Genomic DNA, 26,615 nt, shown 5'->3' on the forward strand with positions numbered 1-26,615 from the left:
GAACCCATGTTTCGGCTCATACGCACCGCCACTTGCCTCGTTCTATTAGGAACCCCCTACGCGGGCGCCGTCGACCTCGAATCGTTCGAGTTCAACGACGCCAACGACACGCCGCTGACCGCGGCTGTCAACACGGCCAACCCCGGCAACTTCTGGTTCTACGACGAGGAGGCGACCTCGCCGGACGACGAAACGACCGGCGACATCTCAGCCGTTCAGTCGGGTGCGTACCAGATCGTCACCGACAGCGCTTTCGCCACCGGCCTCGAGTCGCGGTTCCTCGACATAGCGAACGTCTCGAGCGGACAGGTTTACCTGTCCGCCACGTTTAGCGATTGGAACTTCAGCGAGTACGACGGCGAGACCACCGAGGAGTTCCGTCTCTCCTTCTTGGAAGACGACAGCGGCACGAGCGGATCGACCGTGACGGCTCAAGTACGCATCAATCGCAACCCCGACACCGGCGCGATGGAACTGCTCGGCGAGGCGATCGGCACGGCCGGCTCGCACGACATCGCTAACGTCGTGGAACTGCCCGACACCCTGAGCGAAGATTTCACCGTGGTCCTGGCGCTCGACAAAGACAGCGATAGCTTCGAGATCTTCTACAAGCAAGGCTCGGCGGCCTCGCAGGTGCTTGGCCTGGGCGGCGTGTCGCGTGTGCGTGACGGCAACTCGGTCCGGATGGTGACCGGCGACTTTGGCGTCGAGAACTTCTTGCCATTCTTGATCGACGAGTTCATCGACCTCGACCGTGTCGTGCTGAGCGACACGAACCCGCTGACCGACCTCGTCACGCTCGAAGTCGACCGCGAAACCGGAGCCATGACGCTCAAGAACACCTCGGGAGCCGCCGTGCCGGGAGTCACCGGCGTGACGCTCGAGTCGGAGGTCGGCGCGATCGACTTGACAGACTTTGCCGACTTCAGCGGCACGTTGGCTGACGGCCAGATGGTCGCGCTCGACTCGTCCCCCGACGGCGCCCCGGGGCTGTGGGTCCAGAACCCGGTGGAGGACGTGCGGGCCGAGCTGACGCTGTCGGGTGGGGGCGTGCGGACTTTGGACGTGAGCTTCATTGAGAACGGCGGCGACAAGTGGAGGGCGGGCGATCTCAATTTTGACGGCGTCATCGACTCCGGCGATTACGCGATCCTCGCCGCCAACGCCGAGGCGACCCTCACCGGCTCACTGGCCGAGCAGTACCAGCTGGGCGACCTCAACAGCGACGGCCTCAACGACGCGGCCGACTTCGGGATCTTCAAAGCGGATTACATCGCCGCGAATGGCGAGGTGGCGTTCGCCCGGTTGGTCAGCGGCGTGCCCGAGCCCGGCTCCGCCGCCCTCGCCGCACTCGGGATGCTCGCATTGGGCATACGCCGTCGACGCGACGCGCGGATCCTTACTGAAACGCACACCTCTAAGAGCAGCACCATGACCCGAAGCACACGCAGCACGCCTGCCGTGACCCTGGCGGTTCTGGCCGTCGCCGCGTTGGCGGCCGGCCGCGCCGAGGCCGTCATCTTTGAGGACTTCCAGTTCAATGACACAGCGGGGACAGCAGTCGAGGGCGCGGCCAACAGCGCTAACTCCGGCAACCTGCTCGACGCCGATGGCGATTCGATCGGCGTGGTCACAAATGGCTTGGGACAGCTCGATTTATCGGGGAAGGACAACGACCTATTCGGCACCCACTTCGTCGACATCGATCCGGCGTTCACCTCTGGGACGATCTTTGGCGTCATGGAGCTGACGTGGGACTTCCAGAGCGTGCTTGACACGACACAGAACGAAGAATTGCGGATCACCTTCGAGAACAATGACCCCCGAGGCACCGAGACGACGGCCGAATTCCAAATCATCCGCGACGACTCCGATCAGATGGTAGCTCTCGGCCAAGCGAACGGCACGGGCTCTACCGACTTTTCCAACCCCGTTCCGCTGATCGATGTCGGTCTCACCCAGAACGCCAAGTTCATCGCCGTCTTGAAGGCCGACCTCGACAACCGTGAGTACGAGTTGCTCTACTCCAGCAACGGGGGATCCTCGTTTAACTCCGCGGGCATCGCCTCGCTCTCGCCTTCACGCAACATCGAAGCGGTTCGTCTCGGCATCAACAATGATTTTGTCGGTGACAACGTGTTGATCGACCGGTTCTTTGTCGCGGACGAACTGCCCTACGAGATCGATCCCGACAAACTGACCCTCATGGTCCATCCGCAGTCGGGTTACACGGCGATCGTCAACGAGACGGGCACCCCGTTTGAAATCGACCACTACCGCATTCTCAGCGACGACGGCTCGCTCTTGGTCGATGGCTGGCGGAGCCTGCAAGACCAGGCGATCGATGCGGTCGACGGCCCCGACGGCGGCTCGATCGCAGGCGACGGCGTGGGCGAAACCTGGACCGAGGCGGGCGGCTCCGACTCGGGGGTGCTCTCCGAGTCGTTCCTGCTCTCCGGTACGGCGTTTGATTCGGGCGTGTTGCACACGCTCGGCACGATCGTCGACCCCGACGACATCGGCTCACTCACCTTCGAGTACCGCGACGCCTCGACCGGCACGGTCTTCACAGGCGACGTGTCGCTCGATTCGCTCGGCCTGGGCGACTACAACCTCGACGGCGTGGTCGACGCCGCCGACTTCACCGTGTGGCGCGACGACGCGTTCGGCGCCTTTGGCGCCCCTGGCGTGACGGCCTATTACGACGAATGGGTGGACAACTACGGCGCTTCCTACGCCGCCGCGCCGCTGGCCGTGAGCGTGCCGGAACCGGGCGCAATGGTCATGGTCCTTCTCCTGCTAGCCGTGCCCGCACTGCGACGGCGAGTGGGCTGACCAGCCCGCTTCGTCAGATCCAACGGTTTCTCTCACGCCATGCCGACCGGCTCCCGCCGGTCGGCATGGCGTTTTTTCGTCCATGGTTTATGACTATATCGCTGCTGTCTGAGTGCGTCTCTTTGTACGCCTGCAGCTGATTGCCCTAGCCCCTTCAAAGAGGGAATCTCTCGGCCGAGTCGAGGTGTCGGAACGCCGGGCCTGCAAGGTTCTCGGTCAGCCCCGTAGCACGCAGCGTCGGGCGAAGCGAATCCCGAGTGACGAGCCGCGTCTGGTGCGTCGGATGGCGCAGCTGGCGAACGGCTCGTGCTTGCGACTGCGGCCGGCGTTCAAGAACCACCTCTGGAGCAACGGCTTCGTGCACGACCGCACGACCGCACGAGCGACGGCCGGGCGTTTCGGGATGCTGACGCTGATCGATGAGCGCAAGAGAGTGCCTGGCGATCGATGTGGCGCGCAGGCTCAGGCACGCCGACGTGTGGGAGCGGCTGAGCGACCTGTTTGCGGGTCGAGGCGTGCCCAAATACATTCGCAGCGACAACGGCTCGGAGTTCACGGCCAAGGTGGTGCGAAATGGCTCGAGCGAACCGGCGTGAAGACGCGGTTCATCGAGCCGGGCAGCCCTTGGGAGAACGGCCACTGCGTTAACTTCAACGGCAAGTTGCGGGACCAGCTGCTCGCCCGAGAGCAGCTCGACTCGCTGCTGGAAGCCAGCGTGCTCCTCGAGCGTAGGCGGCGGCACTACAACACGGTCAGGCCCCACAGCTCGCTGGGCTGCCGGATCCCTTCGCCCGCCTGCAATCAGCTTGCGTAGTGTTTCTGGCGAGGCTTTGCGTAGCGAGCTATACTTCGGTTCCGCAATCACTGCCCAAGAAACAGAGCACGCGGTTCTCCGCTATGCCCGCGAAGCATACTCCCCGCCGACTGTACGCACGCGCGTTTACTCTTGTCGAGCTGCTGGTCGTCATCGCGATCATCGGCGTGCTCGTGGGGCTGTTGCTTCCGGCGGTCCAGTCCGCCCGCGAGGCGGCGAGACTCGCCCAATGCAAGAGCCACCTCCGCAACCTTGGCTTGGCTACGCTTCAGTTGCACGAAGCAACGGGCGCATTCCCGCCAGCCCGATTGAGGGCACGCAACGACTATGACGATCACGCTTGCGAGTCTTCGGAGCCGTCGTGGTTAGTGAGAATCTTGCCCTATCTGGAAGAGGGCTCGATCGCCAGCGAATGGGATTTGTACGCCCCCTACGACCGGCACGCCCCGCGGCTCCGTGAGTTCGTCTCCCCGCTGTTTGTGTGCCCGTCACGCAGGGCCGTCCACGAGTCGGTGATTCCCTCGGGCAACTTCACGAACGAAACCTTCTACCCCTGCGGTTGCAGCTCGTTCGAATCCGTCTGGCTAGTCGGCGGCGCCACAGGCGATTACGCCGCCAATCATGGCGACTACACCGGCGGCTCTTACGCCGATGAGTATTCCTACTGGCGCGGCGGCAACGGCACAGGCGTGATCATCTCGAGCCGCCCGGTTTGCCGCGATGGCCTCTCTGCCGGTTGGCTCGACAAGGTCCGGATGAAAGACTTGGTCGACGGCGTGAGCCACACGGCATTGGTGGGTGAAATGCATGTGCCCGCCGGGCGACTGGCGCAGGCGCCGGAGAACGGGCCGATGTACAACGGCCGCGACCTGCCGGCGTTCGCCCGCATCGGTGGTCCCGGGATCGGTATTGCTCGCGGGCCAGGCGACAACAGCGTCCCCGTGCTCGGATTCGGCAGCTGGCACCTTGGGGTCTGTCCTTTCGTCATGTCCGACGGAGCGGTCCGACTCGTGTCCAGCGAAATCGACACCCCAACCCTCGCCTCCATGTGCCGGCGCGACGACGAATATGAGATCGAATACGGACGGCATTTCTGATCGGGCCACGCTCCGCAGCACAGGTCAACTCGGCGCCTCGGTGGCCGCGTTGCTTGTCGCCGGGATTCTCGCATCCGCCGGCTGCGATGACGGCCGCCCGCCACGCTATCCCGTGCGCGGCAAAGTGGAGTTCGTGGGCGGGGGAACCGTCCGCCACGCAACGATCGAGTTCGTGCCGACAACGCCCGGCCCCTCGCCACGAGGCAAGGTCGACGCCGCGGGTAACTTCCGGTTGGGAACCTACGACGACGCCGACGGCGCGCCTGCGGGTAAGTATCAGGTGGTGGTCATCCAACCGATGCCGCCCGTTTCGCCCACGGCGGCTGACCAGCTAGGCGAAGAGCACGCTTCGCATGCGGCGAGCTTCAAGGTCGTGCACCTCAAGCACGCATCGCCAAGCACCAGCGGTTTGACGGCCGAAGTAGAAGCAACCGGCAAGAACGAAATGACGATCGTCGTAGAAGCGAACTGATCCCCCTCGCTCGGAAGGGCCCCACGCATTGAAGGCCAGCTAGCCGCCGCACTTTTAGGGGAGCAACCGGCCGCCCCTCAATCGCGCGTTCTATAAAAGTAGCCCGGGAGGGACTCGAACCCCCGACCAAGGGATTATGAGTCCCCTGCTCTAACCGACTGAGCTACCGGGCCAAGTCGCTGAATCACATAGGGTTGCGTCGCGGGCGGTCTGGGTCAAGAACCATTGGCGGTTTCCTGCTGCTATCGGAGGGGCAATTGGTGGGACGACTTAGCTAAAATCGCCCGACGCCCCCTCCCTTAGGCCCATCGCCTAGCTTGGACTTAAGCGCCAGTTGGAGCTCATGACCTGATCTGATCGCCAGCAATTTTTTTTGCATTCCCGGTCGTTCAAGTTCTCAATCTATTGATTACCGATCCTCGCCTCCAAGATTAGCGGCCAGGATTCAATCAGTAGCGCTGATCGATCAATCGCTGTATTGGGATCTCTATCCTGGCCTAGCACGATAGGCATTTCGACTGCCGGCGCAACCGGAACGACCCGTCGAATGGGCCTCGGCGAGGTACGAGAGCGGCCGCATTTCTGTGTGCTTGGCCGTCCTTTGGCGATATCTGACGTAGCTTTCAGATGGTGTCGAGACGCATCCGCATCGGTGGCCAGCCGCACGCACCAGTCGCTACTTTGCCTTCTACCATGCCCACCCGGGAGCCTATCTTCATGGCCCGATTGCTCGCCTGCTTCGCTCTGCTGTTTCTGGTAGCGGAAGCAAATCCCGCTTCCGCCGGCTACCCTGAAGTCCTGTTCGTTTTGGATTCTTCGGGCAGCATGAACGAGCCGGCGGGAGACGAGCGGAAGATCGACGCCGCGAAGCGGGTGATGAACCAGATCGTTCCCGGGCTTGAGCCGGAAGTGCGTGTGGGACTCGTGGCCTATGGTCACCGCACGCCGGGCAGTTGCTCCGACGTGGAGACGTTGATCGCTGCGGGGAGCGATGATCGCTCGGCGTTGCTCGCACGGGTCGCCGCTCTCGAGCCGCGAGGCAAGACCCCAATCACCAAGGCGATCTTAGCGGCAGCTAGCCAGACCAAGGGTCGTGATGTCGAGACGAGTCTCGTGCTCGTGAGCGACGGGATCGAGACGTGCGGAGGCGACCCGTGCGCCGTGGTCCGCCAACTCAAGGAAGCCGGGGCTAGGCTCGTGGTCCACACGGTTGGATTCAACGTCGGCCCGGCGGCTGCTTCGCAACTCGCATGCTTGGCGTCGACAGGCGGAGGGGAATACTTTGACGCGTCAGACGGCGACTCGCTGCTCGCCGCGCTCGAGAACGTCAGCCAAGAGATCGCCGAGAAAGTTGAGGCGGCCCGCATCGAGTCGGTCGCCGCCGAAACGGGCCTCGGGAAGATCGAACTCTCAATGCCCTACGATTCGGCTCAGAGTTTAGAGGCGATCCAGATCAACCGTGTGGCCGACGGCCGACGAATCAAGGTGATCAGGCAGGTCGAGCCCGACTCTCTCCACCCGTTGCCCGCCGGCGAGTACGCCTTGGTCGCGTGGTTCGCTATCCCCAATCACGGCGAGCCGACTCGCTCTGAACTCGGCAGGGTGACCGTCCGCAAGGGAGAGACCACGGGGCTCGAACTAGGGGCAATCGCGCTGAATTTGCCCGAGGACCTGACTTACGCCGAATGGAGTGACCGGGTCAACATCGAGGAGGTGGCGATCTACGACGCAGGCTCCGACAACTTGGTGGCGAGCGTGCTGGACAACGGCAACGGTTTCTACAACTACCTCGACAAGCCCGTGCCGGCCGGGGTTTACGATGTGAGATTCCGCTACAAGAGCGGCGTGGGAGAGCTGACGACCGTCGCCCGCCAAATCGTCGTCAAGCCGGGCCGCACGGCTACGGCGACGCTCGACAGCGGCATCCGCGTGCAGCGGGGCGATAAGAGTCTGATGGGCTGGCGGCTCTTTCGCCGCACCCACGCCACGGCGGACGCCGCCGAAGACGGCGCCGCCTTGCAAGCCCAGCGCGAGCTTGTGCTCGTGACTAAGCGGAGCTGGGACAAGGCCGACCAACTCTACTTCCCGTACCTCGTCCCGCCGGGAGAGTTTGACATCGAGGCGGACATAAAAGGCATGGACGAGCCGCTTCCGGTAGCCAACGGAGTCACGATCGAGCCGGGCAGATTGCTCGAGTTTGACATGGGCTTGTGAGCACGCCGGGCAGTATGGGCTCCGCACGCGGCCACGCTATGCTTCTAAGCGGGCTCACGCCGCTGCGCGTCGGCTGCTGCAGCGTGCGACGAACGCCGCGTAGTCGGCCGGGGTGTCGATGCCGCCCGTGGCCTTGTCGACCAGGCCGACCCGGATTGTCTCGCCCGCCTCAAGCACGCGGAGCTGTTCGAGCTTTTCGGTCTGCTCGAGCCGCGAAGGGGGCAGATCGCCCAACCGTTCGAGGAACGCGCGGCGGTAAGCGTATAGGCCCAGGTGCTGCAGGCAGCTCGGCTCGTCGCCCGGTTGGGGATCGCGTGCGTACGGGATCGGGCTGCGGCTGAAGTAGAGCGCGCGACCGGCCGAGTCGAGGACCACCTTCACCACTGACGGGTCGGCGATCCGCTCCGGATCGCTCAGCGGCGCGGCTACGGTGCCCATCGGGCATGAAGGGTCGGCGAGCATTTGGTCGATCAGCAGGTCGACCGACCGCGGGTCGAACTCCGGCTCGTCTCCTTGCAGGTTGACGAAAAGGTCAAACCCGGGCAAAGAGCGGGCGGCTTCAGCGACACGGTCGGCGCCGCTCTGACAGTCGGGGCTCGTCATCACGCAGCGGCCGCCGAAAGCAAGCACTTCACGCTCGATCTCGGGGTGATCGGTCGCCACGACCACCGCCGAGGAACGCTCTGCCTGCAGGGCGACCTCGTAGGTGTGCTGGATGATCGAGCGGCCGGTCTCGTTGAGGAGCATCTTGCGCGGCAGCCGCGTCGACTCCAACCGGGCCGGGATCACCACACACGCCCCCTGGCTGGGGAGCGACAATGAGACAGGAACTTCGGTGCGGTGCGATGCGTCCATGCTTCGCCTCGGTAGTGGGGTGACTGCTTTTTGTTGGCGTCGGGCGCCGAATACGGGCGTCATCTTTACCCGAAACGCCCGGTTCAGAGTAGGTCGAAGCCAATCCGTTTGCCTGAAGTGTCTAAAACAGGCGAGCCGGCGGCGTGAGCCGCCGGAGGGAAGCGGGTACCCTGGGCACTGCGGGGGCTCACGCCCGCCGGCTCGCCGGCTGCGATGACCGCTGCGGAATGACGTAGGCCTAAACCGCGTCGGGGCGTAGAATCGAGCGGTTGCCGCTGCTAGCAGGCCGCGGCTGGGATCCGATCTGTGGGGGTTGAATAGACGCTTATGTGCGGCATCGTGGGATACATCGGGCCGAAACCGGCCGCCGACTTTTTGATCGAGGGGCTCCGCCGGTTGGAGTACCGTGGCTACGACAGCTCGGGCGTGGTCACCAGCGAGCCCAAGGGCATGCTCAACGTGACTAAAACGGCGGGGCGGATCGACCTGCTGGCCACGGCGGCTGCCGAAAGCAGCCACGATGGGCAAATCGGCATCGGCCACACCCGTTGGGCGACGCACGGCCCGGCGACCGACGTGAACGCCCACCCGCACCTCGGCGGCGACGGCGCGCTCGCCTTGGTCCACAACGGCGTGATCGAGAACTACCAGTCGCTGCGCGGGGCGCTTGTCGAGCAGGGCTACCAGTTTTTCAGCGCGACCGACTCGGAGGTGGTCGCCCACTTGCTCGACAGCGAGCTCAAAGCGGTCATCGAATCGGGCGAGTTCGATAATTCGCCCGACCCCCACGCCCCGCTGGTGGCGGCTTTACAAGGAACGCTCTCGCAGCTCCGCGGCACCTACGGCTTGGCGGTGGTCTTCCGCGACTGGCCCGGCGTGATCCTGGCGGCCCGCCTCGGCAGCCCGTTGGTGATCGGCGTGGGCGACGATGAGCACTTCATCGCGAGCGACGGCTCGCCGCTCGTGGGCCACACCGACCGCATCGTCTATCTCTCAGACCACGAGGTGGCGGTCGTTACGGCCGACGACCTGCGCGTGGTGAGCCGCGACGCCGGCGCCGTGTCGCACCAAGTCAAGCGGCTCGAAATCGACGCCACCCAAGTCGAACTCGGCGGCTACCCCCACTACATGCTCAAGGAGATCTTCGAGCAGCCCGAGTCGATCCGCGCCGCGATGCGGGGCCGGCTCGACCGCGACGAGGCCACGGCCAAGCTCGGCGGGCTGAACCTCACCCCGCAGCAGCTGCGGCAGGTCGACCGGCTGGTGCTCACCGCGTGCGGCACGAGTTGGCACGCCGCGATGGTGGGCGAGTACACGCTCGAGGCGTTCGCTCGACTGCCGGTCGAGGTCGAGTACGCCAGCGAGCTGCGTTACCGCAACCCGCCGCTCTCGACGCAGACGCTGCTGATGGCGATCACACAGAGCGGCGAGACGATCGACACCCTGGCCGCGATGCGCGAGGTCAAGCGCAAGGGGCACCCGGTGCTGTCGCTCTGCAACGTCGTGGGGAGCACGATTGCGCGTGAATCGGACGGCGGGCTGTTCCTGCACGCCGGCCCCGAGATCGGCGTCGCCTCGACCAAGGCGTTCACGTCGCAGTGCGTGGTGCTGTCGCTCATCGCGTTGCACTTCGGCCGGCTCAGGCACCTGAGCTACGAGGCGGGGCTGCGGATCATCAACGAGATGGAGCAACTCCCCGAGAAGGTGGAGCAGGCGCTCGAGACGAACTCGCTATGCCGACAGATCGCCGGCAAGTACTCCGGCTGCGACAATTTCCTGTACCTCGGCCGTCAGCACAACTTCCCGGCGGCCCTGGAAGGGGCGCTCAAGCTCAAGGAGATCAGCTACATCCACGCCGAAGGCTACCCGGCGGCCGAGATGAAGCACGGGCCGATCGCACTGGTCGACGAGCACACGCCGAGCGTGTTCATCGTTCCCAGCGGCGGGGTCTACGAGAAGGTGATCGCCAACATGGAGGAGATCCGCGCCCGGGGCGGGCCGGTGATCGCCATCGTCGACGAGGACGACAGCCGGGCGAGCGAGATCGCCGACGAGGTGATCCGCGTGCCATCGGCCGCCGACTACCTGCAACCGATCGTCACCGCGATCCCGCTGCAGCTGCTGGCCTACCACATCGCCGTGCTGCGTGGCTGCGATGTCGACAAACCGCGCAATCTGGCGAAGAGCGTGACGGTGGAGTGACCGTTGGCGAGCCGGCGGGCATGAGCCCTCGGTGGCTGATGTGCCGTTGCGTAGCGTAAGCTACTCCGGGGGCTTACGCCCGCCGGCTCGCCTAGTGCGTTGCTGCCCAGCGGAGCAACATGACGAGCGTCTTCGCGTCTTCGATACGGCCGTCGTGGCACATGGCTAACGCTTCGCTGAGCGGAACGATGTGGTTCTCGATCTCTTCGCCAGGCTCGCGTGCGGCGGGCCCCTCCGACAAGTCTTGGGCGACGAACGCGTGCATCCGCTCGCTGAGGATGCCGGGCGACATCCAAAACGGCGGCGTCGGCTCAATGCGGCCGGCCCGGTAGCCGGTCTCCTCGATCAGCTCACGGCGGGCGCATTCGATCGGCGGCTCGGGGGGTTCGAGCGTTCCGGCTGGCAGCTCGAGGAGAGTATCGTCGACCGCGATGCGGCGGTTGCGGATCAGGCAGACCCGCCCCCCCGCTAGCAGCGGCAGGATCACCACGGCGCCGGGGTGCTCCACCACTTGCCTCGGCCGCTCGTCGCCGCTTGCGGTTGTTTGCAATCGCTCGACCACACGGAAGCGAGAGGTTTCTAGCAGCACATTTTTTTCTTCCATCGCAGCGGTTATTCGACAGGGGGTGGGGGGATATTTGCGGGGGTCTCACCAGGTTGCTACGATAACTTTTGCGGCCGTTAGTGGCGACGCGTACGCCTCTGGCGGTTGCTTCGGAACGAGACGAGACGAGCCGGCGTCTATCTCTGGTCTGGCTCCCCCCCCCCGCAGGGCGGTACGCGCGGCTTCCATTCTATGCCCAACAACTCGCCCACCACCACGGAAGATCGCTGGAGCGCCCCGCTAGGGTTGTGGTTCGGAATTGGGGTGCGGCTGCATGTGACCTTGGTCCTGGTCGTAGTGCTCGCGTTGGGAGCGACGTTCCACGGCCTACTGGCTTCGGACTCGCTGGCGACTGACACGATGGCGCCCGACACGATGGCGACGGAGCAGGCCACTGGGAGCACCGCCGCGGCGATCGGCGACGGGCTGGCGAGCGATCGGCAGGCGAGCGATGCAGCAACGGGCTACGCAGCGGCGCCCCCCGCCTGGACCCCAGCCCACACGGGTATCGTATTAACCATCTACTTGCTCAGCCTCGTGCTGCACGAGTCGGCCCACCTGCTGGTTGTCAATCGGTTGGGAGGCAGAGTCGACCGAGTCGTGCTGACCCCCGTCGGGGGAATCGCCTCGCCCAGTTTTTTGAGTCGCCCTGAGAGTCGCCTCGTTGCGGCGATGGCCGGCCCGCTGGTCAATCTCTCGGCTGCCGTGCTCGCCACGGTGTACATGGTCGCGCTCGAGGCAGGCGCCGAAGGCGCCAGCCAGTCGCTCGGCGAGTGGTTGCTGCCCAGCCTCGACGCGTCGGTTTGGAGCGGCCCCATCGGCCTGTCGATCGCACGCCTCGCACTGTGGTGTAACTGGTTGCTGTTCCTCGTGAACCTGGCGCCCGCATACCCCTTTGACGGCGCCCCCGCGTTGCGGAGTTGGCTGTGGCCCCGCTTGGGCCGCCGCCCCGCCGCCGAGACGGCCGGACAAATCGGCCGCTTGCTCGGCCTGGTAGTCGCCCTGATGGCGATGGCCATGCTCGACCGCACAGCTACCGCCCCGCCGCCGCTCTGGGCGCCGCTCGCGGTGTTCGCGGTCTTGGTATTCTTTGGCGCCCAGCGCGACCTGATCGTCGCCCGCGAGTCGACCCACGACGACCCCCACCACGGTTTGTCAGTCCAGGGCCAACTCGGTCTCCGCGCGCTGCTTGAGGGCGACGCCTCGGGCGAGGTGGCGTTGGTCGAGTTCTTGCCCAGCCCTTCCGCGCGCGACGAATCCGAGACGTTGTCTCATTCCTTGTCGTCAAGGTCCGATGACGGCTGGGACGATCCCGAGCCCCCCGCCGACATGGACGACGAGGCGCAGGTCGACTCGGTCCTGGCCAAGCTCCACGCCGAGGGCTACGAGCGGCTTTCTGACGACGAGCGTGAGACGCTGCACCGCGCCAGCCGCCGCTACCAGCGGCGGCGTCTCTCGAACTGAGCACGCCATTCCGTGCGGCCGCTGCCACCGGTGCGACTGCTACAACCGCTTTACGGTTGGTCGTGTTTCGTCTCGGCAACGGCCCTCAGCGGGAGCGGCTGCTCGAGAGGTAGTAGGGTTGCATGCTTCGCGTTGTGCGTACGCCTCGCCACTCGCTCCGACCCCCGCCCTTTGCTGTGCTCTCGACTACCGCCATACCAGCCCGCTCCGAGCGTGGAGTCGCGGCGTTCAAGGGCCTGAGCCTCGCTCAGCAGCGTCGTTTGCGCCAGCTAGAGCAGGCATTTTCGGCGCCGTTCACGGTTGTCGAGGTCGACCTGCCCGGATCACGCGACTCGGCTCGACCCGCCGTACGACTAATCAAACCCGCCAAGGGGGCGACGATCGAGCTCAACCGCCTCGAGGCTGGCCTCGCCGCCGCCGCGATCGCTGAAGGGGTCTGGGTGGATGACTCCAGAGCGCCCCTGCTGCAAGCCGTAGCGCCGCTAGGGGCGGCCGACGAGCTGAACGAACCCGAACCCGAGAACGCTCCGCGTCGAATGGCGATCGGCGAGCTGCGGCCCGTCAATGGGGCGTCCACCTGGAGCGCCGATTCCGCCAGCCGGATGCTGGCCTCGGTCGTACAGAACGACACGCTCCAACGAAGGCTCGACGGACAGCGGCGGCAGCTGGCCGACGTGTCGGGGCACCTGCTATCTACGTTCGAGGAACTCTCGCTGCTGCAACGGCTCGCCGAACGCCTGCGACTGGCGAGCGACGCCGCCGAGCTCGCCCGTCAGACGCTCGTCTGGCTGCGCGACGTGGTGCCCGCCGAGTGCTTGGTGTTCAGCCCTTGCGAAGACTGGTCCGAAGTGACCGAGTCGTCGCAGAGCCGAATGACCGTCGGCCGCCGTCCGCTTGAGGGTGATGACCTTGGACGGTTGATGGATTGGATCACCGAACGTGCGCCTCGCAAGGTGCTCGTAGCCACACGCCCCCAAGACGAGCTGCCCCCGTGGGCCGCTTCTAAAATCAGCGACCTGGTCGCCGCCCCTATCATGGCCGCCGACCGGCCGATCGCTTGGCTCGTCGCCTTGAACCATCGAGAACGATTCGGCAAGCACGACTCGGAAGAGTTTTTCGGCCAGGTCGAGGCGAGCCTGCTGTCGAGCGTCGCCGCGATACTCGGCGTGCACGCCGGCAATCAGCGGCTCTACGGCGAGAAGTCGGACCTGTTCGAATCTTCCATCCGGGCGATGAGCTCGGCGATCGACGCCAAAGACCCTTACACACGCGGCCACAGCGAACGGGTAGCGCGGATCTCGGTCTGCCTCGGCCGCCGGCTCGGTTGCTCGCAGCCCGAGATCAACCGGCTTTACCTCGGTGGACTGCTGCACGACGTCGGTAAGATCGGCATCCAAGACCGTGTGCTCGGAAAAGCGGGCGCTCTGACCGACGAAGAGTACGAGCACATCAAGTCGCACCCTCTCCAAGGCGAGCGGATCCTGCGGGGCTACCACGCCCTCGAGCCGGTGCTCTCGATCGTGCGCAACCACCACGAGTCGTGGGACGGCTCGGGCTATCCCGACGGACTCAAAGGCGAGGCGTGCCCACGCCTGGCGCGCATCGCCGCCGTGGCCGACGGTATCGACGCGATGTCGAGCGACCGCGTCTACCGACCCGGCATGCCGGTGGGCGAGGTCGAAAAGATCTTGCGCGACGGAGCGGGACGGCAGTGGGACCCCGAAGTGATCGCCGCCTATTTCGAGGTCCGCGACGAAGTGTGGCGCGTGATCGACGAGTACGACAGCGAGCAGCCCGCTCCGCAGATCGACTTCAGCTGTCTCGACGAGCCGACACGCTAACGCCTCTGTGGTTAAACAAAAGGCAACGGGCAAACCGTCGCCCGGAGCCCGTCGCAATCGAGTTCGGTCCCGGCGGCCGATTGGGCGCGACGGACTGTGGCCAACCCGATCGGCGCAGCCAACTTTTCCGAGTAGCACGCCGAGGTGAGCGTGCCGACCGTTTGGCCCTTGGCTGCCAGATCCGAGCCAACAGGCGGCTCCGCCGGGCCCGAGAATCGCACCCCGACCAACAAGCGGTTCACCTGGCCCAGCGCGTCGATCCTGGCGACCGGCTCTTGGCCCAAGTAGCACCCCTTGGTGAAGCTAATCGCCACGGCGTCGCGTTGCGTCTCTTGCGGCAAGCTGCGTTCGTCGAAGTCTTGGCGATCGCGCGGCGCGCCACACTCGATGCGGAGGGCGTCGAACGCGGCGGCGTCGAGTTCTTCGCCTTGAAGGCTCAGGGGCGTGCTAGCGGACGCGTGAACCAACGCCGCAGACCCCTCACCAAGCGCCGCGGTAGGCAGAACAAAACCACCGGCGTCATCGGCCAGCAAGGCCTCCCGCGAGCTGGCCCAACAGGCTGAGCCCGCCGTGGGATGAATCGTCGAGAGCTCGACCTTCTCTCGGATCAGGTACCGATCGAGGTGCGAGCTCAAGTCCGCGGCGCCGTCGGAGAGAAGCAGCACGGCGTAACGCTCCTCGCCGGTGCGGCCAACCCAGCCGTACGCCAGCACGCGGCCTTTCACATCGGTGAAGAACGCCTCGCAGCTCTCTCCCTCGGCGAGTCGCAACACGTCGTTGGTGCAAAAGCTCTGCAAGAAACGGCCGGCGTCTGGTCCGGTCGCCACGACACACGACCACTCCGTGAGCCTTCCCCAACGCAAGATAGCTGAAGTGGAATCGCTCAAACGAACGGCTCCTCGGCGGCCACAGCCGTCCCATCGATCGCCGCGTCGAACGACACGTGCTGGGCGCCGTCGAGCACCACGCAACTCGGCCGGCCGCCGGCCAGCCGGCCGAGTTCGGTGAGGTTGGCGATCGGCGTCACGCCGAGGCTTTCGACCAGCTCCCCGTCGAGGCCGCTCATCAGGTAGACCGGCCCCCGCTGCACCGCACAGAGCAGCCGCCACGCCGCCCAGGCGTCGGGTCCGTTGTCGTTACGCATCTCCGCGGCGACCCGATCCAAGTCGTCGGAATCAACGAGCCGGCCGAGCGACTCGCCGAGCGTTTCGTCGAGCGCCGAGCAGATGGCGATCGCCCCCTCTTCGTCGACAAGCCTCTCGGCGGCGTCGAGCGCGCGGGCCACGTTGGTCCATGTCTGGGCGTCGCGATCCCCTCCCACCCTGGCGATGACGAGCGTCGCCGGCTCGGGCGTGGAGTCGCACGACCAGCGGCGGCGATGAGCTTCGGCCGCCAAGGTGTCGACCCGGTCGATCTCGCCCGCAAAGGTTTCGGCCACTCCGCCGGCGCCGTCGGGGGTCACCCGCACAGCGAAGGAGGCGCCGACCAAGCGGCCCGCCTCGTTGTTTTCGGCGCGTCGCTGCGCGTCGCCCGCCCGCTCGATGTTGGCCAGCCTGCGTCGGCGGCGGAGCGTGGCGAGATCGGCAAACTCGGGGTACAGCCCCGCGTAGGCGCCGCCGGCGCCCGCCGGGCGAGACGGGCCAAGGACGAGCACAAAATCGGCCTCAAAGAGCTGCTTGCTGATGCGGAGCTCTCGATCGCCACGCCCCAGCCCCAAAAAGCAGAGTCCCTCGGCGTCGGCCGGGTCGTGGGCCACCACCGACACGGCGGGCGTTTCAACGAGCCCTTCGGCCGCCACTTGCCGGAGCGTCTCGTTGCCGGCGAGCACCGTGATTCGCTCGGCGGCCACGCCCACCTCAACCAACGCTTCAACGACCGCCCGCACACAGCCAGCGGCGGCGGGAGTCCCCTCGGCCAAGGCAACCGTGACGTGGTCGTCTGGCAGCAGGCACTGCTCAAGCGGCGGCAGCCCCACCGGGTCGCGCAAAGCGGCCCGCACCCTCTCAGCGTCTTGGGGAGCGGCGGGCTGAGGGTTGGTCGGATCGCGCCACTGAGCCACCTCGCTGGCGACTTCGGCGCCTTCGCGGGCGTGGATGGTGAGCGGCATAGACGTCGACTGAGGAGCGACCAGTACGGGAAAGACTACATCTCGGGGTGGCGATCTTACCGTATCGTACCGGGCATGAGCGCGACCCCCCATCGATCGTATCGGCCCGAGGAAAGCGGGGTCAAGCGTCGCCCACGCTGGTGCGAAGCCCCGCAGTCTGATAGCTTTTTTATCCCTCAGGCCGCCCCGCCAGCCCTCCCCCGCCGTGTTCCGCGGCCCGTCCCGATGCCCTCTCCCTCGGCGTTCAGAATCACCCGCAGACCGCCCGCTGGGTTGCTCCTTGGCGCCGCGTTGCTAGGCGCTGCGGTCCCGCTCGCCACGCTCGGCTGCAGCGGCGAGCACGGAGCGGCTGACACGACCACCAACACCACAGAGCTAGCCGCCCAGCAAGAGCCCAGCCCCCAAGCCGATACGCCCCTACCCGCCGCACGCACGGGCCCCAGCACCTCGGTCGAGGCCGATGCGTTGCTCCAGCGGATGGCCGCGGCCTACCGCCGGGCGCCCTCTTACCTCGACAACGCCCTCTACCATGAGCGGTTTGTTCTTCGCACCGAGGGAGTCGAGCGCGAGACCCCGCCGCACGTCGTGTCGGTGCTCTTCGAACGCCCCAATCGTATGCGGATCCAGCGGCAGGTTCCTGGCAGTGGCGAATCGTCGCTCGCGGTCGGCATGGTGTGCGACGGCGAGCGTCTGCGGGCGTTTGTGAGCGATTGCCCGGGCCAGCTGCTCGACCTTGAGGCTCCCGAAGGGTTCCAGCCGACCGCCGAGGGGATCGCCCCCGATCGCCACCTGGCCGCAGCGCTCGCCCCCGTGCCGGTGATGAACCTCTACCCGCAGCTCGACCTGCTGCTCGCCGAGGAGCCAGACGGCCCCGCCCTGCTCCGCGACGCGGAGGCCGAGATGCTGCCGCCCGGCGCCGCCGACGGCGCGCCGCTCGAGCGCGTGAGGCTCCGCCGCGCCGAAGGGGATTACACCCTGTGGATCGAGCCCGACTCGCTGCTCTTGAGGCGGCTCGACATGCCGACCGAATCGGTCCGCGACGAGCTCGACCCCGAGCGGGTGCTCAAGAGCCTGGAGCTCTGGATCGAGTTCGAACAAGCGACCTTCGGCGCCCGGGCCCCGATCGACGCCTACCAGATGGAAACGCCCGAGGGGGCGGAAATGGTGGCGGCTTTCGAGGCGTCGTCGGGTCGCGCCGCAGAGCAAGTCGCGACCCGTCCGCCGATCGTCGACCTCGAATCGACCTCCCAAGATGTTTCTTCGCTGCTCGATCGCGTCTTGCAATCGCAGGAAAACAGCGAGAATGATTGAGAGGCGTCGCACCGCCTCCCCCACGAGATTGCCACACGGCGTGTCGCTAGCGAGCGCCGATTACCCGTATTTCATCCCCGCAAGCCGAGGAGCCCAACGATGACCGCTACCCCCACGTGTGTGAGTGACCAAGAGATGCTGGCCTGGTGCGAGGCGATCGTTCGCGGTCGCGACACAGCGCCCGAGCTCTCGCTGAACGACTACCTGGCCGACGTGCCGCGGCTCGACTCGCTCTCGGACCTGCCGAGTGGAACGCCGGTGCTGGTGCGCGGCGACACCGACGCCAAGCCGGGCGCCAACGTCGGCGAGGGCGACATCCGCCTCCGCTCGATGGTCGACACCCTGAAGTTCGGCATCGAGAAGGGCTGGAAGCAAGTCGTCTTCGGCCACATCGGTCGCAAGCCAGAAGGCTCGCTCGACAAGGTGGCGGCTCGCTTGGGCGAGCTGCTCGGCTGTGAGGTTCCGTTGGTCGAGGACTGGTGGGACGACGCCGAAGGCAAGGTGCTGCCGTCCGTCAAGCAAGCGGTCGAAGCCGCCGCGCCGGGCGCCGTGATCGTGCTGCAGAACACTCGCAAGTACGACGTGGAGCGTTTGCTCTGGAAGGCCAAGCCGGCCGACTTGCCGGCTCTTGCTCCCAAGCTCTCGGCGCTCGCCAACGGTCTGGCCGAGGCGGTCGGCCCGGTCTACGTGAACGAGGCCTTCTCTGCCGGCTCGCTCGACGCGTCCAGCGTCGCCGTACCCGCCGCCATGGAGCGTGTGGCCCTCGGCAAGTACGCCGCCGGCGAGTTCGACGGCCCGATGCAGCAATGCCTCAAGTCCGACCTGGCCGTCTTCAGTGGCATCAAGATCGACAAGCTCGACGACATGGAGGCGATGATCGCCCGCGGCTCGATCAAGCAGATCTTCGCCTCGGGCTCCCTTGCGATGGCGATCCGCAAGGCGATCGGCCAGCTCGACGACGCGCCGGTCTGCCTCGGCGCCGCCGAGGACCCGGCCAACAGCGGCGAGCCGTGGTACATCCCGCCCGCCCGCGTCGAGCAGGCCAAGGCGATCGTGGCCGACGGCCGCGAGAAGGGCATCACCTTCACCGTGCCGTGCGACTCGGTCGTCGAAGACGGCACGTCGCAAGACGAGCTCAAGCCCTCGGACCAGCAGTTCGACATCGGCCCGAAGTCGATCGAGCACTTCCACGCGTCGGTTGGCGAGTTCATCGAGAAGGCGGGCGCCGGCGCGGTGGCGTTCCACAACGGCGTGTTCGGCATGTTCGAGGACCCGCGTTTCGCCGAAGGCACGGCGAAGTGGATCCCCGAGCTCAAGCGGATGAAGGACGCCGGCGTTGAGGTCTACGTCGGCGGCGGCGAGGGCGGCAAGGCGCTCGACAAGTACGGCGAGCCCGACTGGGTGACCCACTGCTTCACGGCCGGCGGCACGGTGCTCAACGCGTTGGGCAGCGAGCCGGTGCCGTACCTGGTGGCGCTGCGCCTCGCGGCGAAGAAGTGACGCCAACGGTATTTAGCCCCGGGTCATTGACCCGGGGCTAATTTTTTTTATCGCCTCGGTCACCACACAAATTCCACCCCGCCCGAACCAACGTGCAGCGTTTGCACGTCGTTCACCTGCAAATCGTAGCCTGCGAACAATCGCGAGGCGGCGTTTGCTTGGTAGCTGACGCCGCAGCCGAACAGTCCCCAGTCGCTCTTCAGGTCGACGCCGCGGACCGCGAAGCCAGCCCCCGCTCCGCCGATCGCGAAGTTGTTCGAAACGACTTGGTTCGTGTCGAGGAACTCGTGGATCCACGCCGCCCGCAGCTCGGGCGTCAGCCGGCGGCCGTTGCGCAGGTGCCGGTCGGTTGAGAACCTGCCGCCCATGATGCTGCGGAACGAGTGGGCGTCGACGCCGCCAATCGCCAGGTTCAGCGCCCCGGCGCCAGTCTCGACTAAGCTATTCTGACGCAAGTAAACGTACTGCAGGGCGGCGTAAGGCTGAACGTTCCATCCGCAGTGGCGGACCGAACGGCCGCGTTCGAGGTAACTAATCGCCTGCCAACCGTCCATGTTCCCCCGGGCGGTCGCCGTGGCGCCGACGTTGATATTGCGGCGGATGTCGGCTTTGTCGTAACCGGCGCCGGCTAGAGCGATCCAATAGTCGCAACCATCGTAGCCGACCAAGTGACCGCCGAAATGGTAGTTCTCGATGTCGGCCCGCTCGCCGAGCGTGTCCCCGTCGACCGATCCCCAAGCCATGTTGCCCCAGATCCCCGCGGCCCAGTTGCGGGAGATCGACTCCTCCACTGCGAACTGCGTGCCGCCGAGGCCGTAGCTGAATCCATCGGCGTTGCCGTCGCCCTGGGCCGATCCCCCCAGGCCGTAGCCGGAGATCCATGCACGGTGAGACGTGCAGCAGCCGCCCGTGGAGCCACGGGCGGCCGATGGCTCGTACGACACCAGTTGCATGGCCGACTCAGCAGAAACCTCGGCGTATCCGCTGCTCGCTAGCGGGTCGCCGGGATCCATGCGACCGCGCAGGTAGCCGGACATTTGCGATAGGTAGAACGTCGTGTGCTGCAGCCCGGCCGTGGGAAGCGAGCCGTAGGCGGCGCCGGCGTACTGATCGAGGGCCATCTGGACTTCGGCGTCGCTGAGTGGGTCGATCGTGTCGAGGATCGTTTGCAACGCAGCCGGCGCGGCGCCGCCGTAGGCGTCGAGGCTCTCCGCGATCTGCCCCTGGTTCCCGGTGAAGGCCCGACCGGAGTAGGTCGACCCTAGGCCGACGAAGTCATTCGCGTCGGCGCCGACGGCGTAGAAGTAGATGAACGAGATGCTCTCGCCATCCATCAGATCGCCTATGTCGAAGCCGATGCCAATGGTGTGATCGCCAACGGTGTCGCCGCTGCCGGCGGTGTAGGTGTCGGGGTCGGTCGACCAGCCGGGCGAGATCGCCGTGTTGTGCGCCACGTCGTCGTTCGAGTAGAGACCGAGCGTGGCGCCGTTAGTCTCGCTCTCGGAGTTGACCCAATCCTCTTCGGCGAAGCCGATCACCGCGTTGCCACGGGTGTTGATGCTCGACGTCCCCCCCGAATCGGGGTCGATCCAACGCGAGAATCGCACGTTGTCGAGATCCGAGAGCGCCGTGATCGTCGTGGTGATCTGGACGTTCTTGCTGTCGTTGTTCAGGCCGTAGTCGTGCTGGATGGTGAACTCCCCCGCAACGGCGCCCGACCAGCTGACCGAATTGTCAAATCCCGAGGTCCCCGATGGAACCACCATGGGCGCCGACGTGGGACCCATCGGCGCCGCGCCGCCGCTGTTGTTGTTGATGTACACCCCCGAGGCGTCGTGCTCGACCGAGAAGCCCTCTTGCGGGGTGCCGGGAGTGAGGTAGTCGTTACTGGTGTTGAACGCGCCGGCGCCAGTCGCGTCGAAGATGAAGCCGGGGCTTGTGTTGCCGCCCACGCCAAGCGTGCCGTTGCTGCTCACGCCGGTGCGGACGAAGTCGCCCTCCAGCACGAGAGAGTCGCCCGGGATTTGCCCCCATGCCGGCGAGATAAAAAGAACGCCCGTGGCGATGGCCGCAAACGAGAATCGACTTAGACCTTTTCCGCTCATGCTGCCCCCGCCTATATAAGGGGGGCGCCGCGTCCCTGCCGACAAGCCGCAACGGCTCTCAGCGCATCCTTCCATGGATGTGCGTCCCGACTGCCCCCCGGGAACGTCAACTTATTTTGTTGACGCCAGAGGTACATCGGCGGTCCCCCGCTCGAACGCCGAAAAAAACGGAGGCGGCCCGCGAAGTTTACCCATCCACGCTGCGAGCGCCCTCTATTGTGGTTGCTGATCAACCACGCGTTCGAAAAAATGAACGCATCTATCGGGAACCCACATGATGAAGTGGTGGTCTAGCAGCTAAGGCGCCAAGAGAAGTAGACCGTGCCAGCATAGAGTCGGCGTCGCTTATTCTGCGCAGGCCGTCTACCAGTACTTCTCGTAGTGGATGTTGCCGGGGACTTTCGGCTCGTCGGCCTTGAAACCTTTGCCCTCGAGAACCTCGACCACGCCAACCGGTTCCGGGTAGCGCCCGTCGGGGTGGTCGAGCTTGCGCGGGATGCCGATCATTGCGGGGTTGCCGCACAAGAAAACATGGGTGTCGGGAGCGTGGAGCTCGAACCCAAGCCGGTCGGCCACGTCGTCCGCCCGTAGCAGGTCTTGCACGTAGGTCACGCCGACGTAGTCAGGATGGTCCTTGTCGCGGTTCTCGGGCTCGCGGGTGGTGAGCGGGATGTAGCGGTAGTTGTCATACGCCGCTTCGAGCTTGCGGTGTTCCTCGGTGTAGCCGAGGTCATCGCGGTACCGGACACAGGTGACACAGGCGATCTTGCCCAAGTGGCCCGAGGCCAGCAGGTTTGAGAGCATCGCGTTGTGGGGCGCCTCGCCGGTGCCAGTGGCGGCCAAGATCAGGTTGTCGGTCGGCTTCAAGCCGCTCATGGTGAACGCGCCCTTCGCTCGGGGGCCCATGTGCAGCCGGTCGCCCTTCTTCAGACCGAACAGCCGGGGAGTGAGCGCCGGGGGCTTATCGGCCTGGAGCACCAGGGCGACGTAGAACTCGAGCTCTTGCTCGTCGCCAGCGGGGACCACCTTGCCGTCGTCGTCGAGCAGGCGGCTGCTGATCGAGTAGGCCCGTTTGACGACTTTTTGGAGCATCTTCTCGTTGAGCGTTTCGGCTTGGGCGCCCTCGACGCGCGGCTCCCAGTATCCCATGCCCAGCGTGGTGTATTGGCCCGCATCGTAGTGGAGCGCCGGACCGGTGTCGCTCACCCCGTCGTCGAGCCGCACCCGCATGCGCAGCAGCGAGTCGTTGAGGCGCTCGAACCAAGTGACCGTGGCGTTGTAGTGCGTCTTGCGCAGCTCGGCGACATGATCGCCAGTAAGCTGGGTCTCGGCGGAGCCCATCGAGTACGTCCTGTCGAGTGCGGTCGGATGATTGGCCTGTAGTCATAGGCCGGGGGGCGTTTCCACTCGCCATATCTAACGTTTTAGCGGGCAATTAGAAACCCCGGACAGCGCAGGCGAAGCGTTCGATCGCGCGTCGGCGATTGGGGACCATCGGCGGAGCGGATTGTTTTGCTGGGTTTGGGGTCTTGGGAGATGGCTGGTGGCTGCTTTGTTACATTGCCCACCGGTGGCTTGCGCCCGCCGGCTCGCCGTTCGGGTTGCGTGGGTTCAGAGTCCACTCGTTGCACGCGGCGCAAAGAAAAAGCCCGTCTGCGGATTGCAGACGGGCCGTTTAGTTTTAAGCTCCCCCGGCAGGACTCGAACCTGCGACAAGGCGGTTAATCCGCCCGTGGCGGACCTGCTCTACCGACGTGCTCGTCAAGCCAAGCTCTTCCCACCCCGCTCTTGAACCAGCGTTCACGAGCCATCGCTTCTGATCGCGAAGCAAACTCTTCGCTGTGGGCTAATCGCCAAATCCCCGGGAATTTAGCGGTGTACCGGCTCGGGCCAGAAGGCTCCGCGCCGTTGTGCTGCAACAGACGGTGATCGAGGTCGGATGTTTGGCCCACGTAGCGTCGGCCAGCCTCGTCGTTGATCAGCACGTAGACAAAGAAAAGCAAGCTCCCCCGGCAGGACTCGAACCTGCGACAAGGCGGTTAATCCGCCCGTGGCGGACCTGCTCTACCAACGTGCTCGTCGAGCCAAGCTCTGCCCACCCCGCTCTTGAACCAGCGTTCACGAGCCATCGCTTCTGATCGCGAAGCAAACTCTTCGCTGTGGGCTAATCGCCAAATCCCCGGGAATTTAGCGGTATATCGGCTCGGGCCAGAGGGCTCCGCGCCGTTGTGCTGCATCAGACGGCGATCGAGGTCGGATGTTTGGCCCACGTAGCGTCGGCCAGCCTCGTCGTTGATCAGCACGTAGACAAAGAAAAGCAAGCTCCCCCGGCAGGACTCGAACCTGCGACAAGGCGGTTAACAGCCGCCTGCTCTACCAACTGAGCTACAGGGGAATATGGGGTTCCTGTCGAACTGCGGCTAGAGCGGTTAATCCGCCTACGGCGGACCTGCTCTACCAACTGAGCTACAGGAAATAGTCTCATCAAGCCCTCCAAGTATGCCGCAGCGAGCGGAGGTTGTCTAGGCCGAGATGCTGGCTAACGGGCCTCTCTTGGGAGGGCCGAGGCCCTCTATCCGCTGCAATTGGACCACCGGCGGGGGTCGACGGTTCACTCGAGCGCCGCGGCGATCGCGGCGGCGATTTCGTCGGGCTCGGCCATGCGGCCGGCGCCCTGTTGGCGGCAGCTGAGCCAGCCGCTTCCGGGGGACACGATCCGCACGCCGTCGTCGCCCACAGCGGCTACATTGCGTTGGACGGCCGGCTTGGACCACATCTCGGTGTTCATCGCCGGGGCCATCAGCACCGGGCCGGTGAACGAGAGCAACAGCGTGCTAAGCAGGTCGTCGGCCATGCCGTGGGCGGCCTTGGCAAGCAAGTCGGCCGTGGCCGGGGCGATGCACAACAGGTCAGCCCGGCGGGCGAGCTCGATGTGCGGCCCCAATGGGTGCTCGGCCAGGTCGAACGATCCTTCCGGCACCGAGCGACCCGTGAGCGCCGAGAAGGTCGCCGCGCCGATAAACCGGCGGGCCGCCTCGGTCATCACCACCGAGACGCCATGGCCGTCTTGGGCCAACCGGCTCACGAGCGCGGCCGTCTTGTAGGCCGAGACCCCGCCGCCGACGCCTATTAAGATTTCTGGCATGGCGGCTCTGAGTGGGTTGGTGTGCGTGCTTGGGTGCGCTGCCAGCCGAAGTGCATGGGTCGTCAGTACGTGGGTCGTCGGCTAAAGCCCCCCTCACCCTTCTAGATCGAGTCGAGGTCGAACTCGGGGGCTTCCTCGTTGCTGGCGACAACCATCTTGCCCTCGTTGTCGAGGAAGATCTTGTCCTGCAAGATCTCTTCCACAACGATCTCCATCTGGTTGCTCGAGTCGATTTTCACCAACGGCCGTGCGCCGGCGTTGATCGCCACGAGGCGCTTTTGAATCAGCGTCGAGAGCTTGAACCGTCCGCCAACCTTGTTGACGATCTCTTCTTCTTTCAGCGCGTCGATCATGCGTCGAAACCTAAGGAGTGTTTTGATCCCCCCTGAGAGCAAGGGGTCCCACGTGTGGGGAGAGGTTATGCGCGAGGGAGCCCCTCGGCCAGGAATATTTTGTTGATCTCGTCGACGGCGTCGTCGAGACCCTCGTTGATCACTCGGTGCTGGTACTCGCCGGCGCGTTCTAACTCGTGGCGGGCGACCTCCAGGCGGCGCTGGATCGCCTCTTCGGTCTCGGTGCCGCGCGCCCGCAGGCGCTCTTCGAGCACCCGCTGCGAGGCGGCCAAGTCTTTGGCCGGTGCGATGAAGACAGTGATCGCCTCGGGAAACGCCTTGCGGGCCCTTTCCGCACCGTCGACTTCAATCTCTAAAATTACCCACACCCCGGCCGCCAGGCTAGGCCTAACCTCGTTCCAGAGGGTGCCGTACCAGCAGCCACGGCCGAAAACCTCAACGCATTCGAGGAAATCGCCAGCCTCTCGGCGGGCCGCAAAGTCCTCTTTGGACAGGTAGTGGTAGTCCCGACCGGCTACCTCGCCGGCGCGCGGTTCTCGCGTGGTGGCCGATACGCTCAGCCGCAGCATGCCTCCCCCACGCTCGATCAGCTTGCGCACGATCGTCGACTTGCCGACCCCCGAGGGGCCGGAGAGGATCACGAGTTTTCCGGCTTCGCCAGCCATTGGCTATTAGCTGTTAGCGGTTAGCTACAAAGGGCGGCCTTCGGCCGGCGTTATGTTAGCCAAAGGCTAATAGCCAACAGCTAACAGCCCTTTCTTTCACTCCACGTTCTGCACTTGCTCGCGGATCCGCTCCAGGGCGGCCTTCATCTCCACCACGCGGTGCGAGATGTCGGTGTCGTTGGCTTTCGAGCCAATCGTGTTCGTCTCGCGGCCCATCTCCTGGGCGATGAACTCGAGCTTGCGGCCGCAATTCTCGCCCTTGGCGATCGTCGAGCGGAACTGCTCGATGTGGCTCTTGAGGCGAACGATCTCCTCGGAGATGTCGCTGCGGTCGGCGAAGAACGCCACCTCACGAACCAAGTCGGCCGGCTCGACCGTCACGCCCAACTTCTCAAGCGACTGGGCGACCCGATCTTGCAGGCGATCGCGGTAGCCATCGACCACCATCGGCGCCCGCTCCTCGACGCCGGTGAGTTGCTCGTGGATCACGGTGCAGTTGTCGCCCAAGTCGACAGCGAGCGCCTGCCCTTCGCTCTTACGCATCGATCCAAAGGCGTCGAGAGCCGATTCCAGGGCCTTCTTGATGACCGGCCAATCGGCTTCGGCGTCGGCCGCGGCGGCGTCGGGCGTGTCGACCACGCCAGGCAGCGTCAGCAGCGCTTCGATCCTGGGGGTCTCGCCGCTGGCGCACAGCTCGCCCAACTGACGCTGGTAACCCTTCAGCACGGCGGCGTTGAGGTGGTAGTCGTCGGCCGACGCCTTGCGTTCGACACGCACGTTGACCGTCACCGTGCCGCGAGCCGCGAGCTTGCGGACGAGGGCCTCGACCTGCGGCTCGAGGCCGTGGTAGCCGTCGCTCGAGCGGTAGTTGATCTTGAGATGCCGGTTGTTGATCGCCCGCACCTCGGCGGTGACGGCGATCGTGTCCGATTCCGCGCGGCCCTCACCAAAGCCGGTCATGCTGACGATCAAAGCGATGTTCCTCTTCGCCCGGGGGCGCGGTGTCGTGCGGCGAATGCCCAAGCGTGTGG

The 26,615-nt window shown here is 65.5% G+C and carries 23 protein-coding genes and 2 tRNA genes; 11 read left to right on the plus strand and 14 right to left on the minus strand.

Going from position 1 to position 26,615, the window contains the following annotated elements; genetic code table 11:
- Nucleotides 1-6: 6 nt before the first annotated feature.
- The 5 genes from Mal64_RS03455 (at nt 7) to Mal64_RS03470 (ending at nt 5,218) form a co-directional block, all read left to right on the plus strand.
- Nucleotides 7-2,835 carry a hypothetical protein gene (locus tag Mal64_RS03455; RefSeq protein ID WP_146397082.1) on the plus strand — a complete coding sequence of 943 codons (2,829 nt, stop codon included), beginning with the start codon at nt 7-9 and terminating at the stop codon, nt 2,833-2,835.
- Between the two features lie 419 nt (nt 2,836-3,254).
- On the plus strand, nt 3,255-3,431 hold the full coding sequence (locus Mal64_RS20385) for a hypothetical protein (protein WP_197525404.1): 177 nt from the start codon (nt 3,255-3,257) through the stop codon (nt 3,429-3,431).
- Complete coding sequence (locus tag Mal64_RS20390) at nt 3,428-3,649, plus strand: integrase core domain-containing protein (RefSeq protein WP_197525405.1); 222 nt, start codon at nt 3,428-3,430, stop codon at nt 3,647-3,649. The genes Mal64_RS20385 and Mal64_RS20390 overlap by 4 nt, the downstream gene beginning before the upstream one ends.
- Before the next feature lie 83 nt (nt 3,650-3,732).
- Entirely contained in the window at nt 3,733-4,746 is a 1,014-nt protein-coding gene (locus Mal64_RS03465) for a DUF1559 family PulG-like putative transporter (RefSeq protein ID WP_146397086.1), read from the plus strand.
- The gene (locus Mal64_RS03470) at nt 4,718-5,218 is read left to right on the plus strand and encodes a hypothetical protein (RefSeq protein ID WP_146397088.1); all 501 of its coding nucleotides are present in this window, start codon (nt 4,718-4,720) and stop codon (nt 5,216-5,218) included. The genes Mal64_RS03465 and Mal64_RS03470 overlap by 29 nt, the downstream gene beginning before the upstream one ends.
- Nucleotides 5,219-5,317: 99 nt before the next feature.
- Here Mal64_RS03470 and Mal64_RS03475 read toward each other — a convergent pair.
- Nucleotides 5,318-5,391 (minus strand) — tRNA-Ile (locus Mal64_RS03475).
- Between the two features lie 544 nt (nt 5,392-5,935).
- Here Mal64_RS03475 and Mal64_RS03480 point away from each other — a divergent pair.
- On the plus strand, nt 5,936-7,432 hold the full coding sequence (locus Mal64_RS03480; protein WP_197525406.1) for a vWA domain-containing protein: 1,497 nt from the start codon (nt 5,936-5,938) through the stop codon (nt 7,430-7,432).
- A gap of 54 nt (nt 7,433-7,486) precedes the next feature.
- Here Mal64_RS03480 and kdsB read toward each other — a convergent pair whose 3' ends face one another.
- Complete coding sequence (gene kdsB, locus Mal64_RS03485; RefSeq protein ID WP_146397092.1) at nt 7,487-8,287, minus strand: 3-deoxy-manno-octulosonate cytidylyltransferase; 801 nt, start codon at nt 8,285-8,287, stop codon at nt 7,487-7,489.
- Between the two features lie 327 nt (nt 8,288-8,614).
- Here kdsB and glmS point away from each other — a divergent pair, with 327 nt between their 5' ends.
- Nucleotides 8,615-10,489, plus strand: a complete 1,875-nt coding sequence (glmS, locus tag Mal64_RS03490; RefSeq protein ID WP_146397094.1) for a glutamine--fructose-6-phosphate transaminase (isomerizing) — start codon at nt 8,615-8,617, stop codon at nt 10,487-10,489.
- A 91-nt stretch (nt 10,490-10,580) separates the two neighbouring features.
- On the opposite strand, the gene Mal64_RS03495 is transcribed toward glmS, so the two are convergent.
- On the minus strand, nt 10,581-11,093 hold the full coding sequence (locus tag Mal64_RS03495; RefSeq protein ID WP_146397095.1) for an NUDIX hydrolase: 513 nt from the start codon (nt 11,091-11,093) through the stop codon (nt 10,581-10,583).
- A 192-nt stretch (nt 11,094-11,285) separates the two neighbouring features.
- On the opposite strand from Mal64_RS03495, the gene Mal64_RS03500 reads away from it, so the two are divergent.
- Complete coding sequence (locus Mal64_RS03500) at nt 11,286-12,557, plus strand: site-2 protease family protein (RefSeq protein ID WP_146397097.1); 1,272 nt, start codon at nt 11,286-11,288, stop codon at nt 12,555-12,557.
- A gap of 176 nt (nt 12,558-12,733) precedes the next feature.
- Nucleotides 12,734-14,398 carry an HD-GYP domain-containing protein gene (locus tag Mal64_RS03505; RefSeq protein WP_197525407.1) on the plus strand — a complete coding sequence of 555 codons (1,665 nt, stop codon included), beginning with the start codon at nt 12,734-12,736 and terminating at the stop codon, nt 14,396-14,398.
- An 11-nt stretch (nt 14,399-14,409) separates the two neighbouring features.
- Here Mal64_RS03505 and ygfZ read toward each other — a convergent pair whose 3' ends face one another.
- Nucleotides 14,410-15,225, minus strand: coding sequence for a CAF17-like 4Fe-4S cluster assembly/insertion protein YgfZ (ygfZ, locus tag Mal64_RS03510; protein WP_197525408.1), 816 nt, complete (start codon nt 15,223-15,225; stop codon nt 14,410-14,412).
- 56 nt (nt 15,226-15,281) lie between these two features.
- Nucleotides 15,282-16,505: a lactate racemase domain-containing protein gene (locus Mal64_RS03515; protein ID WP_197525409.1), complete on the minus strand. Its 1,224-nt coding sequence runs from the start codon at nt 16,503-16,505 to the stop codon at nt 15,282-15,284.
- A gap of 225 nt (nt 16,506-16,730) precedes the next feature.
- Here Mal64_RS03515 and Mal64_RS03520 point away from each other — a divergent pair, with 225 nt between their 5' ends.
- Nucleotides 16,731-17,816 carry a hypothetical protein gene (locus Mal64_RS03520; protein ID WP_146397105.1) on the plus strand — a complete coding sequence of 362 codons (1,086 nt, stop codon included), beginning with the start codon at nt 16,731-16,733 and terminating at the stop codon, nt 17,814-17,816.
- 99 nt (nt 17,817-17,915) lie between these two features.
- A complete protein-coding gene (gene pgk / locus Mal64_RS03525; RefSeq protein ID WP_146397107.1) occupies nt 17,916-19,316 on the plus strand; it encodes a phosphoglycerate kinase in 1,401 nt (466 codons plus the stop codon).
- 59 nt (nt 19,317-19,375) lie between these two features.
- On the opposite strand, the gene Mal64_RS03530 is transcribed toward pgk, so the two are convergent.
- The 9 genes from Mal64_RS03530 to Mal64_RS03570 all read right to left on the minus strand — a co-directional run bounded on the left by Mal64_RS03530 (nt 19,376) and on the right by Mal64_RS03570 (nt 26,556).
- The gene (locus Mal64_RS03530; protein ID WP_197525410.1) at nt 19,376-21,421 is read right to left on the minus strand and encodes an autotransporter family protein; all 2,046 of its coding nucleotides are present in this window, start codon (nt 21,419-21,421) and stop codon (nt 19,376-19,378) included.
- A gap of 363 nt (nt 21,422-21,784) precedes the next feature.
- A complete protein-coding gene (locus tag Mal64_RS03535; protein ID WP_146397112.1) occupies nt 21,785-22,762 on the minus strand; it encodes a ferredoxin--NADP reductase in 978 nt (325 codons plus the stop codon).
- Nucleotides 22,763-23,142: 380 nt separating this feature from the next.
- Entirely contained in the window at nt 23,143-23,406 is a 264-nt protein-coding gene (locus Mal64_RS20395; protein WP_197525411.1) for a GIY-YIG nuclease family protein, read from the minus strand.
- A 54-nt stretch (nt 23,407-23,460) separates the two neighbouring features.
- A complete protein-coding gene (locus Mal64_RS20400) occupies nt 23,461-23,724 on the minus strand; it encodes a GIY-YIG nuclease family protein (protein ID WP_197525412.1) in 264 nt (87 codons plus the stop codon).
- A 19-nt stretch (nt 23,725-23,743) separates the two neighbouring features.
- A tRNA-Asn gene (locus tag Mal64_RS03550) sits at nt 23,744-23,816 on the minus strand.
- A 216-nt stretch (nt 23,817-24,032) separates the two neighbouring features.
- Nucleotides 24,033-24,566: a flavoprotein gene (locus tag Mal64_RS03555; RefSeq protein ID WP_146397118.1), complete on the minus strand. Its 534-nt coding sequence runs from the start codon at nt 24,564-24,566 to the stop codon at nt 24,033-24,035.
- 101 nt (nt 24,567-24,667) lie between these two features.
- On the minus strand, nt 24,668-24,919 hold the full coding sequence (locus Mal64_RS03560; protein ID WP_146397120.1) for a DNA-directed RNA polymerase subunit omega: 252 nt from the start codon (nt 24,917-24,919) through the stop codon (nt 24,668-24,670).
- A 65-nt stretch (nt 24,920-24,984) separates the two neighbouring features.
- Nucleotides 24,985-25,584, minus strand: a complete 600-nt coding sequence (gmk, locus tag Mal64_RS03565; protein WP_146397122.1) for a guanylate kinase — start codon at nt 25,582-25,584, stop codon at nt 24,985-24,987.
- Nucleotides 25,585-25,680: 96 nt separating this feature from the next.
- Nucleotides 25,681-26,556 (minus strand): YicC/YloC family endoribonuclease, encoded by an 876-nt coding sequence (locus Mal64_RS03570; RefSeq protein ID WP_231993568.1) that lies wholly within the window; start codon nt 26,554-26,556, stop codon nt 25,681-25,683.
- Nucleotides 26,557-26,615 lie beyond the last annotated feature (59 nt).

It is taken from the genome of Pseudobythopirellula maris (assembly GCF_007859945.1).
GTDB lineage: Bacteria > Planctomycetota > Planctomycetia > Pirellulales > Lacipirellulaceae > Pseudobythopirellula > Pseudobythopirellula maris.

Excerpts from the sequence above, each read along its gene's own strand:
- Mal64_RS03455 (WP_146397082.1), top strand. The coding sequence starts at position 7 with ATGTTTCGGCTCATACGCACCGCCACTTGCCTCGTTCTATTAGGAACC.
- Mal64_RS20385 (WP_197525404.1), top strand. The coding sequence starts at position 3,255 with ATGAGCGCAAGAGAGTGCCTGGCGATCGATGTGGCGCGCAGGCTCAGG.
- Mal64_RS03465 (WP_146397086.1), top strand. The coding sequence starts at position 3,733 with ATGCCCGCGAAGCATACTCCCCGCCGACTGTACGCACGCGCGTTTACT.
- Mal64_RS03470 (WP_146397088.1), top strand. The coding sequence starts at position 4,718 with ATGAGATCGAATACGGACGGCATTTCTGATCGGGCCACGCTCCGCAGC.
- Mal64_RS03480 (WP_197525406.1), top strand. The coding sequence starts at position 5,936 with ATGGCCCGATTGCTCGCCTGCTTCGCTCTGCTGTTTCTGGTAGCGGAA.
- kdsB (WP_146397092.1), bottom strand. The coding sequence starts at position 8,287 with ATGGACGCATCGCACCGCACCGAAGTTCCTGTCTCATTGTCGCTCCCC.
- glmS (WP_146397094.1), top strand. The coding sequence starts at position 8,615 with ATGTGCGGCATCGTGGGATACATCGGGCCGAAACCGGCCGCCGACTTT.
- Mal64_RS03495 (WP_146397095.1), bottom strand. The coding sequence starts at position 11,093 with ATGGAAGAAAAAAATGTGCTGCTAGAAACCTCTCGCTTCCGTGTGGTC.
- Mal64_RS03500 (WP_146397097.1), top strand. The coding sequence starts at position 11,286 with ATGCCCAACAACTCGCCCACCACCACGGAAGATCGCTGGAGCGCCCCG.
- Mal64_RS03515 (WP_197525409.1), bottom strand. The coding sequence starts at position 16,505 with ATGCCGCTCACCATCCACGCCCGCGAAGGCGCCGAAGTCGCCAGCGAG.
- Mal64_RS03520 (WP_146397105.1), top strand. The coding sequence starts at position 16,731 with ATGCCCTCTCCCTCGGCGTTCAGAATCACCCGCAGACCGCCCGCTGGG.
- pgk (WP_146397107.1), top strand. The coding sequence starts at position 17,916 with ATGACCGCTACCCCCACGTGTGTGAGTGACCAAGAGATGCTGGCCTGG.
- Mal64_RS03530 (WP_197525410.1), bottom strand. The coding sequence starts at position 21,421 with ATGAGCGGAAAAGGTCTAAGTCGATTCTCGTTTGCGGCCATCGCCACG.
- Mal64_RS03535 (WP_146397112.1), bottom strand. The coding sequence starts at position 22,762 with ATGGGCTCCGCCGAGACCCAGCTTACTGGCGATCATGTCGCCGAGCTG.
- Mal64_RS03555 (WP_146397118.1), bottom strand. The coding sequence starts at position 24,566 with ATGCCAGAAATCTTAATAGGCGTCGGCGGCGGGGTCTCGGCCTACAAG.
- Mal64_RS03560 (WP_146397120.1), bottom strand. The coding sequence starts at position 24,919 with ATGATCGACGCGCTGAAAGAAGAAGAGATCGTCAACAAGGTTGGCGGA.
- gmk (WP_146397122.1), bottom strand. The coding sequence starts at position 25,584 with ATGGCTGGCGAAGCCGGAAAACTCGTGATCCTCTCCGGCCCCTCGGGG.